At 69.9% G+C, this 13,777-nt stretch carries 14 protein-coding genes; all 14 read right to left on the bottom strand.

Annotated features, from left to right (window positions below; genetic code table 11):
* Nucleotides 1–25: 25 nt before the first annotated feature.
* The 14 genes from ACQY4O_RS02325 to bchL are packed head-to-tail and all read right to left on the bottom strand — an operon-like array spanning nucleotide 26 to nucleotide 13,777.
* On the bottom strand, nucleotides 26–328 hold the full coding sequence (locus ACQY4O_RS02325; RefSeq protein ID WP_428374634.1) for a hypothetical protein: 303 nt from the start codon (nucleotides 326–328) through the stop codon (nucleotides 26–28).
* Nucleotides 322–1,218 carry an alpha/beta fold hydrolase BchO gene (bchO, locus tag ACQY4O_RS02320; protein WP_428374633.1) on the bottom strand — a complete coding sequence of 299 codons (897 nt, stop codon included), beginning with the start codon at nucleotides 1,216–1,218 and terminating at the stop codon, nucleotides 322–324. The genes ACQY4O_RS02325 and bchO overlap by 7 nt, the downstream gene beginning before the upstream one ends.
* 30 nt (nucleotides 1,219–1,248) lie before the next feature.
* The gene (locus ACQY4O_RS02315) at nucleotides 1,249–3,072 is read right to left on the bottom strand and encodes a VWA domain-containing protein (protein ID WP_428374632.1); all 1,824 of its coding nucleotides are present in this window, start codon (nucleotides 3,070–3,072) and stop codon (nucleotides 1,249–1,251) included.
* Nucleotides 3,069–4,160, bottom strand: coding sequence for a magnesium chelatase ATPase subunit I (gene bchI / locus ACQY4O_RS02310; protein WP_428374631.1), 1,092 nt, complete (start codon nucleotides 4,158–4,160; stop codon nucleotides 3,069–3,071). The genes ACQY4O_RS02315 and bchI overlap by 4 nt, the downstream gene beginning before the upstream one ends.
* Nucleotides 4,161–4,167: 7 nt before the next feature.
* Nucleotides 4,168–5,403, bottom strand: a complete 1,236-nt coding sequence (hemA, locus tag ACQY4O_RS02305) for a 5-aminolevulinate synthase (protein ID WP_428374630.1) — start codon at nucleotides 5,401–5,403, stop codon at nucleotides 4,168–4,170.
* Nucleotides 5,404–5,415: 12 nt separating this feature from the next.
* Complete coding sequence (gene puhE / locus ACQY4O_RS02300; RefSeq protein ID WP_428374629.1) at nucleotides 5,416–7,260, bottom strand: putative photosynthetic complex assembly protein PuhE; 1,845 nt, start codon at nucleotides 7,258–7,260, stop codon at nucleotides 5,416–5,418.
* An 11-nt stretch (nucleotides 7,261–7,271) separates the two neighbouring features.
* On the bottom strand, nucleotides 7,272–8,396 hold the full coding sequence (gene acsF / locus ACQY4O_RS02295; protein ID WP_428374628.1) for a magnesium-protoporphyrin IX monomethyl ester (oxidative) cyclase: 1,125 nt from the start codon (nucleotides 8,394–8,396) through the stop codon (nucleotides 7,272–7,274).
* Entirely contained in the window at nucleotides 8,393–8,698 is a 306-nt protein-coding gene (locus ACQY4O_RS02290) for a hypothetical protein (protein ID WP_428374627.1), read from the bottom strand. The genes acsF and ACQY4O_RS02290 overlap by 4 nt, the downstream gene beginning before the upstream one ends.
* Nucleotides 8,695–9,150 carry a photosynthetic complex assembly protein PuhC gene (gene puhC / locus ACQY4O_RS02285; RefSeq protein ID WP_428374626.1) on the bottom strand — a complete coding sequence of 152 codons (456 nt, stop codon included), beginning with the start codon at nucleotides 9,148–9,150 and terminating at the stop codon, nucleotides 8,695–8,697. The genes ACQY4O_RS02290 and puhC overlap by 4 nt, the downstream gene beginning before the upstream one ends.
* The gene (gene puhB / locus ACQY4O_RS02280; protein ID WP_428374625.1) at nucleotides 9,147–9,866 is read right to left on the bottom strand and encodes a photosynthetic complex putative assembly protein PuhB; all 720 of its coding nucleotides are present in this window, start codon (nucleotides 9,864–9,866) and stop codon (nucleotides 9,147–9,149) included. The genes puhC and puhB overlap by 4 nt, the downstream gene beginning before the upstream one ends.
* Entirely contained in the window at nucleotides 9,863–10,696 is an 834-nt protein-coding gene (gene puhA / locus ACQY4O_RS02275) for a photosynthetic reaction center subunit H (RefSeq protein WP_428374624.1), read from the bottom strand. Before puhA ends, puhB begins: the two co-directional genes overlap by 4 nt.
* Nucleotides 10,690–12,123 (bottom strand): BCD family MFS transporter, encoded by a 1,434-nt coding sequence (locus ACQY4O_RS02270; protein WP_428374623.1) that lies wholly within the window; start codon nucleotides 12,121–12,123, stop codon nucleotides 10,690–10,692. Before ACQY4O_RS02270 ends, puhA begins: the two co-directional genes overlap by 7 nt.
* On the bottom strand, nucleotides 12,120–12,815 hold the full coding sequence (bchM, locus tag ACQY4O_RS02265; RefSeq protein ID WP_428374622.1) for a magnesium protoporphyrin IX methyltransferase: 696 nt from the start codon (nucleotides 12,813–12,815) through the stop codon (nucleotides 12,120–12,122). Before bchM ends, ACQY4O_RS02270 begins: the two co-directional genes overlap by 4 nt.
* Nucleotides 12,816–12,832: 17 nt before the next feature.
* Nucleotides 12,833–13,777 (bottom strand): ferredoxin:protochlorophyllide reductase (ATP-dependent) iron-sulfur ATP-binding protein, encoded by a 945-nt coding sequence (bchL, locus tag ACQY4O_RS02260; RefSeq protein ID WP_428374621.1) that lies wholly within the window; start codon nucleotides 13,775–13,777, stop codon nucleotides 12,833–12,835.

Here is a 13,777-nt window from a genome sequence, read left to right as displayed (position 1 = left end):
GTCTGGGGCCTCAGGCCCCAGCGGGTCAAGGGCAGAGCCGTTGCCTTGTCTTCCTGGGCTCCGGACCAATCCTCAGCCAAAGATCGACCAAATGCGCGCAAAGCGACAGCAGCAGGCACAGCGCCAGCCAGACCGGTGCGGCGCCACCGAGTGCCAGGCGCAGCGCCAGCATCAGCAGGAAGCCGGCGGACAAGGTTGCGGCCCATTTGCCGATGCCGCCGCTCCAGCCGAGCCGGCGATGCAGCAGCGTGAGCAGCAGCCCTTCCAGCACGACGAACACCAGGATCGCGTCGATGATGGCGCCGCCGGCGAACAGCCGGTTCAGCACGCCGGCTGCAGCGCCGCTTCGGGCGGCGCCGGGAGCATCGGCCGCAGGCGCATGACCAGGTCCGCGACCAGGTCCGGCCGCTCCTCATGCGCGAGATGCCCGAGTTCCGGCAGGCTGACGAGCGTGGCATCCGGCAGCATGCGAGCCAGCCTGGCGGCGTCGTCGGGCGGGATCATCCGGTCGGCCTCGCCGCAGACCAGCACCACCCGGCAGGCGAGATCCGGCAACGCGGCCGCGAGCGGCCGCAGGTCCCAGTGCGCCATCATGCGCAGGCCGCTCGCCACGTGGCCCGGATCGCGCAGCAGCTCCTGGTAGTGGCGCAGGCCGGCGGCGTCGATCCGCGAGCCGGTATTGTCGAGAAAGCGCGACAGCCAGGCGCGGTTGGTCGCGTGCAGCGAGAACAGCCGTGGCACCAGCCGTGTCGCCGAGAGCAGCTTCGCCGCCGCCGGGAACAGATGCGAGGCGTGGCCCTGCAGAGGCAGCAGCGCGCCATTCAGGCTGACCAGCAAGTCCGGTGCGATCCGCTCGTCCAGCGCCATGCGGGCCAGGATCGCTGCACCCGCCGAATGCCCGACGCCGATCGCGGGCGTGACGCCGAGCCGTTCGAGCAGCTGTCCGAGCAGTCGTGCCTGGCTCGGCAGCGACATGAAGTCGGGCAACGGCGCCTGGGTGAAACCGTGCCCGGGCAGGTCGGGTGCGACCACGGTGAACTGTCGCGCGAGCCGCGGCGCCAGGTCGCGCCAGGAATGCGTCGCGGCCCCGGTGCCATGCAGCAGCAGCAGCGACGGACCTGACCCCATCACCTGCACGTGCCAGAGCAGGCCGCCGGCGCGCACGAAGCGGCTGCTGTCGCGGTTCGGCCAGTCCCGGCCCTGCACGTCCCACTTCATCGGCTTCTCTCGTTCATGCAGCAGGGGCGTTCATGCCGCCAGCGCACGCACCGCCCGCGACAGCCGCTCGGGCTCGCCCTGCATCAGCCGCAGGTAGCGCGCGCCCATCGACGCGGCCAGCGCCTCGGCATGCGGCTGCACCCGCGGCGCGATATCGACCAGCAGCGCCGGCAGTCCGGCGGCACGCAGCCTGGTGGCGCTGGCCCGCGCGTCCTGCTCGGCGCGGGCGCGGCCCGGTGTGCCGTCGCGGGCGATGTTGGCGCGGCCATCGGTCAGCATCACGATCAGCGCGGTCTCGCCAAGCCGGCGCAGCTGGCTGGCCAGCGCCAGCGCCGCATCGAGGCCGCTCGCCACCGGGGTGCCACCGCCGCCAGGCAGCGCCGCAAGGCTGCGCCGCGCGCGCGCCAGCGCCCCGGTCGGCGGCAGCAGCAGCTCGGCACCGCTGCCGCGGAACGCCAGCAGGGCGACGCGGTCGCGGCGGACATAGCATTCGCCGAGCAGCAGCTCGATCGCGCCCTTGGCTTCGGCAAGGCGATGCATCGCCGCCGAGCCGGACGCATCGACCAGGAAGATCGCGGTGCTGCGCGGCCGCCGGCTGCAGCGGCTGACATGCAGGTCGGACAGCTGCACCAGCAGACGCCTCGGCGCCTCGGCTTCGGACATTCCGGTGCGACGCGATGCGGCGGCGCGACGCGGCTTCTGCCACGGCGCTGCATGGCGCAGGGTCTCGACCAGGGCGAGCCGGTTGCCCTGGCCCGGGCGCCCGGGGCGCGGCGTGAGCGGGCGTCCACGCGTGCCGAGCACCGCACCCGCGCCGGCGCGCCCCTGCGCCCCCGATGCGCTGCCTCGGGCGGCGAGCGGCGGAGCATCCAGCAGGTGCGGCGGCAACATCGCGGCGGCGGCGGCCAGCACGGTCTCGCGCATGTCGTCGGGCGCCGCTTTCCGGTCCTCGCTGTCGTCGCGGCTGCCGCTGTCCGGTGGGTCCGGCGGCTGGGTCTCGGCCTCCTGCGGACCGGAATCGGGCGGCGCGTCGGAAGCTGCCGGCGACGTCGCATCCGGCGGCTCGGCGGGCTGGGGTTCAGCAGCCTGGGGCGGGTCCTGGGCGGGTGCCTCGGGCGGCATCGGGATGGTCGTGGCCCGTGGCGCCAGCACCAGTGCTGCGGCCAGGGCCGCATCGTCCGCCTCAACCTGCGCGTGCCCGGCCAGGGCCGCCGCCAGGCGCGCAATCCCGGCTGCGAGCATCGTCGCCCGCATCGGGAACACGCCGAGAGCCAGGGCAGCGCTGCACAGCGCATCGGCGACCGGCACCGGCGTCACCAGGCCTTGCAGACGGCGCCGGGCCTCCGACAGCAGCGCACGCTCGCCAGGCGCCTGCAGCGGCCCCGGTCGCAACGCATCGAGTTCCACCCGCAAGGCGACGCGATCGAGCAGCACGCCAGGCAGGTCCTCGTCCGGTTCGCCCTCGTCGAGTGCGACCAGCCCGGGAGCATTCTCCCGATCAAGCGACGCACACAGCAGCGACGCGGTCTCGCCCGGCAGACGCTCGGCGGAGGCCATCAGCAGGACGCCGCCGGCGGCGCGCGCGATCAGGCCCTGGCGCTGCACCGGCCGACCGGCGGCGAGGGTCGCGGACAGGTCCAGGCCGCCGAGCAGCGCCTCGGAGGTTGGGTGCGCAGGGCAACGCAGAATCGGCGCCGTCTCGGGCAGCAGCGCCCGGAGCGCCGCCAGGAACGCGTCGCGGGTGACGCCGACGCCGGCCCGGATACGCAGCACCAGTCCGGAGGGCTGCAGCGCGAACAGGCGCGCGACCAGGATCGCGTCGTCCCAGCTTTGCGGGGTGCCCCCCTGGCTCACGCGTCGGTGAGCTCCGCCAGCGCCCGTTCGACACGCGGCGTGGCGCTGCCCTCGTCGAGCGGATTGCGGCGCATGCGGTGGCGCAGCGCCGGCACCGCGATCGCACGCAGGTGACGCGGCAGTACGACGCGCTCGCCTTCCAGGCAGGCCAGCGCGCGCGCCGCCCGCAGCAGCGACAATTCGCCACGCAGCCCGTCGGTGCCGAGTGCGAGGCACAGCCGCGCCGTGCTCCGCAGCAGCGCATCGGGCGTCGCCACATGCCGCAGCAGCGCGCGCGCCGACTGGATGCGCTGGCGCAGCGCCAGCTCCGGCTGCGACCACGCCTGCATGAACGCCTCGGGATCCGCCTCGAAGGCCTCGCGCCGGCGCAGGACCTCGATGCGCTCCTCGAGATCGGTGGTGGTCGTCACCTCGACCGCGAGGCCGAAGCGGTCGAGCAATTGCGGGCGCAGGTCGCCTTCTTCCGGGTTGCCGCTGCCGACGAGGACGAAGCGGGCCGGATGACGGATGCTCAGGCCCTCGCGCTCGACGAGGTTCTCGCCGGACGCCGCGACGTCGAGCAGCAGGTCGACGAGATGGTCCTCGAGCAGGTTGACCTCGTCGATATAGAGGAAGCCGCGATGTGCGCGCGCCAGCAGGCCGGGCTCGAACCGCTTGGTGCCGTCGGCCAGCGCGCGCTCGAGGTCGAGTGCACCGACCACGCGATCCTCGGTGGCGCCGAGCGGCAGGTCGATGGCCGGCACCGTGATGCTGCGCACGCGCGGCGAGGCGGTCGCAGCACCGCGCGCGTTGCAGTGCGGGCAGTTCGGCGAGATGCCGGACGGATCGCAGTTGTACGGGCAGTCCGCCACCACGCGTATCGTCGGCAGCAGGGCGGCCAGCGCCCGGATCGCGGTCGACTTGCCGGTGCCGCGATCGCCCAGCACCAGCACGCCGCCGATGCGCGGATCGACCGCCGCCAGCAGTAGCGCCCGCGTCATGTCCTGCTGGCCGACCATGGCGGTGAAGGGAAATACCCGACGCGGCGCCGGCGCGCGTCGGCGCCGGGTGGTTGTGTGCAGGCGCTTGTCGAGCAGGGCGACGTTCATGACGGGGTCAGGCGCTCCTGGCGAAATGCAGTTCCGCCCATTCCGCGCCGAGTGCCGACGCGAGATGCGCGATGTCGGCATCGGAATGCAGCGGTGTCGGCGTCAGGCGCAGGCGCTCGGTGCCACGCGGCACGGTCGGATAGTTGATCGGCTGCACGTAGATGCCATGCCGGGTCAGCAGCCGGTCCGACAGCAGCCTTGTCGCCACCGGATCGCCGACGATCACCGGCACGATGTGCGACGGATTGTCCTGGTGCGGCACGCCGGCCGCACCGAGCGCCTGGCGCACGGCGCGCACCCGGTCGGCGTGCCGTGCCCGCAGCGCGTCGGCGGCGCGCACGGTGCGTATGCTGGCGCACGCGCCGGCGGCGATCGCCGGCGGCAGTGCGGTGGAGAAGATGTAGCCCGACGCGAACGAGCGCACGAAGTCGCACAGCGCATCGGACGCCGCGATGTAGCCGCCGACCACCCCGAAACCCTTGCCGAGCGTGCCCTCGATGATGGTGAGCCGGTCGGCGACGCCGTCGCGCGCGGCAATCCCCGCACCCTGCGGCCCGTACAGCCCGACCGCGTGCACCTCGTCGAGATAGGTCATCGCGCGATGCTTCTCGGCAACATCGCACAGGGCGGCGACCGGCGCGATGTCGCCATCCATCGAATAGACGCTCTCGAAGGCGACGATCTTGGGAGCGTCGGGCGGCAGCGTCGACAGGATGCGGTCGAGGTCCGCGGGATCGTTGTGCGCGAAGATGTGCCGCTCGGCGCGGCTGTGCCGGATCCCCTCGATCATGGAGGCGTGGTTGCCCGCATCCGACAGCACGATGCAGCCGGGCAGGCGGGACGCGATGGTGCCGAGCGTCGCCCAGTTCGACATGTAGCCGGACGCGAACAGCAGCGCGCTCTCCTTGCCGTGCAGCGAGGCGAGTTCACGCTCCAGCGCCACATGCGCGATGCTGGTGCCGGAGATGTTGCGGGTGCCGCCGGCGCCGGCGCCGAGCCGGTCGATCGCCTCGTGCATCGCCGCCAGCACGTCGGGATGCTGGCCCATGCCGAGATAGTCGTTCGAGCACCAGATGGTGATCTCGCGCGGTGCGCCGTTCTCGCCCGGACGCGAGGCGGGCGGGTTGTGCAGCACCGCGCGCGGAAAATGCCCGGCCTGGCGCTCGATCTCGGCAAAGATGCGATAGTTGCCATCGGCGCGCAGGCGGTCGATCTGGCGGCGGAAGAACGCCTCGTATTCCATCGTCTGGCTCCTTCAGGCGGCGTCGGAGAGCAGGGCGGCGCAGTCGTCGAAGGCGGGTTGCAGCCTCGCCTCGTCGAGACGGCGGCCGATCGCAATCACGCGCGCGGTCTCCGCCTCGGGTGCCGCGAACGCCATCATGCTGACCCGGCCGCCGGCGATGTCGAACCGCACCCAGCCGCCACCGGCCTGCGCGATGCCCTTCAGCCGCTCGACCTCGCCGAACTGCCCGGCATTGAGCCGGACCAGCAGGTCGTGCAGGCGCTGCGGATTGCACGGCAGCGCCAGCACGCCGCTCCAGCTCTCGAAGTCCATCACGTGCGCGTGGTCGTGCTCGTGGTCATGGTCATGGTCATGGTCATGGTCATGGTCATGGTGCTCATGCGGGTGCTCATGCGCATGCGCGTTGCCATGATCGTGGTCATGGCCGTGAACATGGTCGGCATGCGCATGCGGCGCCGGTTGCGCGGCCGCGACCACCGCGTCGGTGCCTCCGACCAGCCTCGGCAGCGCGCTCGCCTCCTGCACCACGCCGTAGGTCGCCGGCAGGATTTTCGCCTGGCGGTTCTGCATACGCAGGGTGGTCTCGATCAACGCCCGCTCGGCATTCGAGGCAAGGTCGATCTTGTTCAGGATCAGCTCGTCGGCGAGTTTCGCCTGCGCCTCGATATGCTCCGGCATGCGGCCGAAATCGCGCAGGAAGCTGCCGGCATCCAGCACCGTCATGACGTGCAGCCGGTGCACCATCGACTTGATGTCCGGCTGCGACAGCACCGCGATCAGCGAGGCGAGATCGGCGACACCGGAGGGCTCGATCAGCACCCGCTCGGGAGCATGATCGGCGACCACGGTACGGAGCTGCTTTGCGAGGTCCTGCTTGAGGGAGCAGCAGATGCAGCCGTTCGGCAATTCCACGACATCGGCACCCTGGCCGCTGAGCAGGCTGCCGTCGATGCCGGCGGCTGCGAAGTCGTTCACCAGCACCACGGTTCTCGGTCCGCCGCCACCCGCCTTTTGCTGCGCGATGCGCTCGCGCAGTACCGTGGTCTTGCCGGCGCCGAGGAAGCCGGCGACCACCTCGATCTCGACCGTGGTGACCGGCTTGCGCGAGGTCAGGCTCCAGCCCCACAGCGCCGCCGCCGGCAACGGCAGCATCAGCAGCCAGTGCTCGAGGATCGCCAGGAACATCAGGGTCGAGAGGAAGCAGTAGCCGGCGGCATCGAACGCGGTCGCGTGCGGCGCGAAGGCCGCCTGCACCAGCTTGACCTGGATCACCATCGAGACGGTGATCGAGATCGGGAACAGCAGGTTCATCGATTTCTTGGTCAGGAAGCTGCGCAGGAACTGCAGGTGGTCCGGCAGGAACTCCTCGTTGAGGTTGCGCACGCCCAGGAACACGTTGAGCTTGGCACTCTGGTGCATCCACCAAAGCACCATGAAGGTCCAGGTGCCGATCTGGTTGTGGCCGCCCCAGGTCAGCGCCACCACGATCGCACCCGACGCGATGATCGCGAGTTCGTGCCACAGGCTGGTCTGGATCGCGTGGCCGAAATGCTTCCAGCCGCTGCAGCCTTCGGGACACGGCGCCCGGCGCGGACCGGTCACGAAGCCCATATAGAACGAGATCTCCTGCCAGCCCCAGGCCAGCAGACCGCAGGAAAACGCGCAATACGCGCCCTTCAGGGTGGAATCGTGGCTGCTGGCCTGCAGGCCCCAGAACGAGGCGAACAGCAGCACGGTGGCGCCGAGCATGCTGAGGCGGAAGGTTTTGCGCGGCAGCCCGTCGAGATACATGATCAGGCCGGTGCTGAACCACCAGACGAAGAGCGCGAACAGCGCCGGCAGGACATAGAGATGCATGGGGCGCGATCCTACCAGGAGGGCTGCAGGCGGACGGTGGCGGGCAAGGCGTCACGCTTTGCGGGCAGCAGATACAGCCGGGCGAAATTGGCGGCGGCGGCGGCGGTCAGGCCGAGCCGCTTCACCCGCCCGACGACGCCGCCACGGGCGCGGGCCGCATCGATGCCGAGCGAGACGCGGCGCAGGCGCTCGAGGCCGGACAGGAACTTCGGGTTGTCGAGATCGAGCGTCACCGGGAACACCTGCTGGCAGATCTCCTGGGTGATGCGGAACACCTGCATGTCGTATTCGGTGGGATCCAGGCCGAGAGCGGCGTGGAACACCGGCCGGGCGTGGTCGCGCACATACATGGTCGCGAACACCGCAAGCAGGAAGAACCGGATCCAGAGCAGGTTGCGGCCGCGCAGCAAGGCCGGGTCCGAGCGCATCAGCAGCGCGAACGCCTCGCCATGGCGGAACTCGTCGCCGCACCATTTGTCGAACCAGGCAAAGATCGGATGGATGCGCCGCTCCGGATGGCGCTCGAGCTGCCGGAAGATGCTGATATAGCGCGCGTAGCCGATCTTCTCCGACAGGTATGTCGCGTAGAACACGAATTTCGGCTTGAAATAGGTGTATTTCTTGGCCTTCGCGAGGAAGCCCAGATCCACGCCGACGCCGAAATCCTGCAGCGTGTCGTTGATGAAGCCGGCATGCCGTGCCTCGTCGCGCGCCATGCAGCTGAACAGCGCGTGGATGTCGGGATTGCTGATGCGCTTGCGTATTTCGGCGTAGAGCACGCAGCCGGAGAATTCCGCGGTCACCGAGCTGACCAGGAAATCGAGCAGCTCGCGCCTGAGCTCGGGCGCCATCGACGAGAAATCCGCATCCATGCGTTCGTCGCGCACGAAGTGCCCGCGATTCGGGTCGGACTTCATCTCGGCGATCAGCGCGTCCCATTCGGGGCGCACCAGTTCGACATCCAGTCTGTCCATGTAGGCGAAGTCGGTGGTGTAGAAACGCGGGCTGAGCACGGTGTCCTGCTGCGCGAGCCGGGTGGAGGCGCTCGGCTGGGCCGATCGCTTGACCTTCCGCGCGGGCTCGACCAGGTCCCGCAGGTCGCGGTCGATGACGGAATTCATCGCAGCGGTGCTCATGGGATTTCCTTTGCCTCGAAACCGACCTCGTAGAGGCTGGTGAGAAAGAATACCGAGATCGCCCGGGTCCAGGCCTGCATGATCGGCCCGGCCCGTTGCACGGTGATCCGGCACTCGCCGGTCATGTGCTCGCCCGGGCCGACCGGCGCCGGCGCCTGCTGCAGGCGGACCACGTCACCCGGGTTGATCTCGACATCCACCGGAACCGCGTAGGCGTGGAAGCTGTCGAAGCTGCGCTCGATATCGAGCGCGCAGGTCGCCTCGATGCGGCGTGGCGCCGTCCAGCGCGCAAGCACGCTCATGGTGCAGGCCTTTCGCCGAGATATAAGCTGAAAATTGCCTCGTTGCTGGTGCCGAAACTTTCCAGGTCGAGATGCATCGGCGACAGCGGATCGTTCAGCACGAGGCGCCCGTCAGCAAGACGCTGCAACTGGTAGGGCGGATCGAGCGGTTGGCCGTAGCGTCGGCGCATGACCTCAAGCGTGTGGATCAGAGCGCGACCGAAGCCCTCGTCGTTGGCTGGAATGACAATGATCGTCCGCCGCGTGGCGGCGTCGCGCACCACGATGCCGCCATCCGCGGTATCGAGGAACTGCACCTTGCGCTGCATCACGATGCCCGGCGGCGGCGAGGGCTTCACTGGCATCAGCCCCACGATCCCGATCATCGAGGCCAGACCGAGAGCGATCAGAGGCGGGATCGGAATGCGCCGCCTCGATCCTGTCTGACGCCGTGCGGAGGATACGCCGCTCATGCCGCCACCTGCCTGCCTGCGAGAGGAACCGTCTCCGGTGCGCGCTGCGTGGCCGGGACCGGCTGCACCGCCTGGTTGGTGCTGGCCGCAAGCGCCGCCGCCAGCAGTTGCGCGACCCGGCGGGCGTCCGGGATCGCGCGCAGCATCGGCTGCACCCGGTTCATCCGCCACGGCCGCACATGCGGCCAGAGCTGGGTGAAGCCGATCCGGGTCAGGCCTTCGAGCAGCACCGGGATATCGCCGCTGCCATCCGGGTTGAGCCGCAGGCTGGCGGCTTCTATCGCCTTGAACGGCAGGTTGATGCTCATCGAGAGCGCCACCCCGAGCTTGAGCACGATCCGCTTGTCGGTCAGCGTGTACACGGTGGTGCGCGCGACCAGATAGGCGAACAACGCCTGGATGCCGATGACCAGCGGTGCGAGGCCGGCCAGCGTCGCCAGCGAGAACCACATCAGGTAGGAGCCATGCGACACGGCCTCGAACAGGCAGCACCCCATCAGGATCGCGAAATACCCGATCACCAGCCGCACATGCAGGGCGCGGCGCAGCAGCACGCGCCAGTCCGGGCACCCCTGCCAGAGCAGCGTCTCGCCGGCGGGCAACGGCCCCGGCAGGCCGCCGAACGTCCGCTCCGGTGCCGTACCGCCCGCACCCTGTGCCCGCTTGCGGGCATACAGCGCGGGGTCGTCACGGACGACGCGGATGCGGCGGTTCACAGCACGGCTCCCGGGGCGGATCCGAGTGCTGTTCCCGGCAACGATCCAGGCGCCCGTCCCGGGCGACGCGGCAGGCCGTAGAAGGCGCCGCCGCCGAAATAGCCGAGGATCTTGTCCTCCTCGAGCCGGGTGATGCGGCCGTCCATGCGCGGCTGCGGGATGCCGGCGAACCGTTCCGCGGCCAACGCCCGTACCGACGCGGTGTTGGTCTTCGGGCGGTAGCGCACGAAACCCTGCGGCACCAGGACGCGCCCGGCGAACGGCTCCGGCAGCGCCACCTCGAGAAACACCACCTCGTTCTCGACGATGTCGAACCAGACATCGATGCAGGTGCCGGCCCGCACGCCGTCCACGCCGACCACGTGCATGCCGATCGGGTTCGGCAGCCGCCCATCGACATTGTAGCCCGGCGCGCTGCGCAGCGGCATGTATCTGGGATGGCCCTCGATGGTGAGATCGGGCTGGTCGGCGCGGAACGCGTACGAGGCCGGTCCGAGCCCGTCGATGAGCGCGTCACCGGTCGCATCCAGCGGCGCACCGGGGAACAAAGCCGCCGGGATCGCGCCCTCGGGTCCGCGCGGCGGCGAGGTATCGGGCGTGTAGGTGTAGCCGCCATGGAACAGCTTGAACCGCTTCACCGGCGCCGTCGGCGGCACCACGTCTGATTCCGAGATATCGCCGGTCTTGCCCGGCACCGCGGACACCAGCGGATAGCCTTCACGATGGCTTTCGCGCTGCAGGTAGAAAATCAGGCCGGCAAAGAACGCCCAGAACACGTAGAGCGTGACCTGCGCGATATCGACATATCCGGTCAGCGAGCCTCTCAGCATCGGCTGATCTCCTGTTGCGTGGGGAACCCGGTCGACCCGGACGGGAGCCGGAACCGGACCAGCGGTCCGAGGGCCGCCAGGGTGAGGAACAGCAAGGCGATCTCGAAGACATAGACGGCATCGTAGCCGGCGGAGTCCGGCGCGAGACCGCTGCCGAACATGCCGGTGCCGGCGAGCGCACTCACGATGTCGCGCAAGCCGGCGCCGAGCGCGATCGCGGCACCGGCCGCAAAGGATTGCACCGCGCCCCAGGTGCCCAGCGCCAGGCCGTGGCTGCCGTCCTGCGCGGCATCCATCGCACCCGACAGCGTGCCGGCCAGGAACAAGGCGGCGCCGAAGCCGACGCAGGTGGTGCCCAGGGCGAACAAGGCGGCGGACTCCAGTGGCGCGGACAGGATGACCGCGGCGAACGCCGGCAGCCCGGCGAGGGCGCCGATGGCCGCGACACGATAGCGATCCATGCCACGCAGCAGCAGCCGGGCGGCCAGCCCGAAGCCGCACAGGCCGCCGACCGCGAGCAGCGCGGTGAGCGCGGTGGTGGCGCCGACACGCAGATGCAGCACCTGGCCGCCATAGGGTTCGAGCAGCACGTCCTGCAGGCTGAAGGCGACGGTGCCAAGACCGACCGCCACCAGGCGGCGGCGCAGGTCGGGCTCGCGACGCATCGTGCGCCACGCGTCACCCAGCCGCGGCCGTTCGGCCCGTGCGATCCTCACCGAAGCCGTGCGCGGCTCCTGCTTCCACAATGCGACGATATTGAACCCCATGGTGACCGTGGCGGCGCCCTGCACCACCTGGATCAGTCGCTTCTCGCTGAAGTTCGCCAGCAGCGCCCCGAACACCAGCGCGCTCACCAGAACGCCGACGAGCAGCATGACGCAGAGCAGCGCCACCACCAGCGGCCGTGACCTGGGCGGAACAATATCCGTCGCCAGCGCGAGCCCGACGGTCTGGGTGGTGTGGAGCCCGGCGCCGACCAGCAGGAAGGCAAAGCCGGCGCCCATTTCCCCTACCACCGCCGTCGACGGCGTACCCTGCGACAGCAGCAGCAGCGCGAACGGCATGATCGCGAGGCCGCCGAACTGCAGCAGGGCGCCGATCCACAGGAACGGCACCCGCCGCCAGCCCAGCACCGAAATGTGCATGTCGGAGCGAAACCCGATGACAGCGCGGAACGGCGCGAACAGCAGCGGCAGTGCGACCATCAATCCGACCAGGCGGGCCGGAACGCCGAGTTCGACGATCATCACCCGGTTCAGCGTGCCGATGACCAGCGCCAGCACCATGCCGACCGAAACCTGGAACATCGACAGCCGCAGCAGCCGCCGCAGCGTGATGCCGACATGCGCCTCTGCAATCGGCAGGTTGCGCAGGCCGACCCAGTTCCAGCCCCGGACGACGCGGCTGCGGCTTTCGGCGTGGCTCATCGCACCACGATCTCCATGGCCTCGGAGATGTAGAAGCTGCTCTTGACCCGCAGGCTGCGCCCGGTGCGCCAGGCGGCGGCCTCCGGCGTTCCGGCCAGCAGGTGCGCGATACGCCGCGGCGACACCGGCTCGATCGCCGGCGCACGGTCCGCGCGCGGAAACAGCCGGCCGGCGGCATGCATCGCACTGAGCATCGGCGTGCGTGGCGCGAAGGTGAAGGCGAGCGAGTGGCGGGTGCGGCCAGCGAGTTCGGCGACCGCGCGCGCCATCTCCGGCGCCGGATAATGGATCAGGCTGTCCATGGCCACGACATGGTCGAAGCGGCCGAGCGACGGATCGAGCATGTCACCGGGCTGGAAGGTGATGCGTCCCGGCAGTCCCGCCGGCACCCGGCTGCGGGCGAGGTCGAGCAGCTTCGGCGACAGGTCGACCGCGACGATCTCGGCCCCCCGGCGCGCCGCCTCGACCGACAGGCTGCCGGTGCCGCAGCCGGCATCGAGCAGGCGGCAGCCGGTAAGATCGGCCGGCAGCCAATCCAGCAAGGTTGCGCGCATGCGGTCGCGGCCGGCGCGGACGGTGGCACGTATGCTGCCGACCGGCGCATCGGAGGTGAGCTTCGCCCACGCCTCGAGCGCGGTGCGGTCGAAATAGGTTTCCAGCTCGCCGCGTCGCTGGATGTACGGCTCATGCATGAGAGCGGGGGCCAGCATCATTCGAAGCCCAGCAGTTCGAAGATGTCGCGGTCCTTCATCGGCTGCGCCACCAGCGGCGATACGCCGTCCCAGAGCGATTTCGCCAGCCGCAGATATTCCACCTGCACGGCGGCGACCTCCGGCGTCGCCTCCATCTCGAACAGGGTGGATTTCTTCAGCCGCGAGCGCCGGATCACGTCGAGGTCGGGGAAGTGCGCCAGGGTGCGCATGCCGACCGCCTGGTTGTACAGCTCGATCTGGTCGGTGGCGGCGCTCCGGTTGACGATCACGCCGCCGAGCCGCACGTCATAGTTTCGGGCCTTGGCGGCGATCGCCGCCACGATGCGGTTCATCGCAAAGATCGAGTCGAAATCGTTGGCGGCCACCACCAGCGCCTGGTCGGCATGCTGCAGGGGGGCGGCGAACCCGCCGCACACCACGTCGCCCAGCACGTCGAAGATCACCACGTCGGTATCCTCGAGCAGGTGATGCTCCTTGAGCAGCTTCACGGTCTGGCCGACCACGTAGCCGCCGCAGCCGGTGCCGGCCGGCGGGCCGCCGGCCTCGACGCACATCACCCCGCCGGTGCCTTCGAAGACGAAATCCTCCGGCCGCAATTCCTCCGGATGGAAATCCACGGATTCCAGCACATCGATCACCGTCGGGATCAGCCGCTTGGTGAGCGTGAAGGTGGAATCGTGCTTCGGATCGCAGCCGATCTGCAGCACCCGGTGGCCGAGCCTGGCAAATGCCAGCGACAGATTGGAAGACGTCGTGCTCTTGCCGATGCCGCCCTTGCCGTAGATCGCGAATGTTCGCGCGGCCCTGGCCCCTCGCCCGACATCGAGCTTGACCTGCACGCTGCCATCACCGTCGCCGCCAAGCTTGGCGCCAGGCGGCAGGCTCTCGCAGGAGGAGCAGCCGGTGACGGCGCTCCGAAGAAGTTCCCGTGCATCATCCAT

The organism is Lichenicoccus sp., assembly GCF_965277665.1.
Taxonomy (GTDB): Bacteria; Pseudomonadota; Alphaproteobacteria; order Acetobacterales; family Acetobacteraceae; genus Lichenicoccus.
Note: the sequence above shows the minus strand (reverse complement) of the source record. Positions and strands in the feature narration are given on the sequence as shown.